General features: G+C 62.3%; 1 pseudogene. It reads left to right on the forward strand.

Features of this window, described 5'->3' with window-relative positions:
• Window positions 1-171 precede the first annotated feature (171 nt).
• A pseudogene (locus MKK70_RS31045) lies at window positions 172-303 on the forward strand (1,3-beta-glucanase); the annotation flags it as partial.
• Window positions 304-478 lie beyond the last annotated feature (175 nt).

The raw sequence follows: 478 nt of genomic DNA on the forward strand, positions 1-478 counted from the left end.
ATCCTAGCCAGCCAGACGGATGCGGCTGGCAACACAGGTTCCGACACCCTGCTGTTCAACCTGAAGAGCACCGCACCAGCTTCGACGACGACGCTACCAACGACGGTGCAGAGTGACACTTTGGTGTTCAAGGTCTCTGGCGACAACTGGCAGGGTGATCCGCACTTCACCGTGACGGTCGACGGCAAGCAGGTCGGCGGTGTGCTGACCACCTCTGCTTCGCATGCTGCTGCTCAGACCCAGGACATCACCCTGACGGGCAACTTCGGCTCAGGCGCTCACGATGTCGCTGTGAAGTTCATCGACAACGCCGACAACGGTTGGGGCAACGATCGCAACCTCTACGTCCATCAGCTCACGGCCACCATCCGCAGGTCGTCCTGGCCGTGCAGCGCGAAGACCGCATCGCTCCGGTCCTGGCGGTCACCCTTGTCGCGTCGGTAGACCTGTATGCGGTCGGCGAAGACGTGCAGCAGGG

The sequence above is a fragment of the Methylobacterium sp. E-041 genome, from assembly GCF_022829665.1.
Taxonomy (GTDB): Bacteria; Pseudomonadota; Alphaproteobacteria; order Rhizobiales; family Beijerinckiaceae; genus Methylobacterium.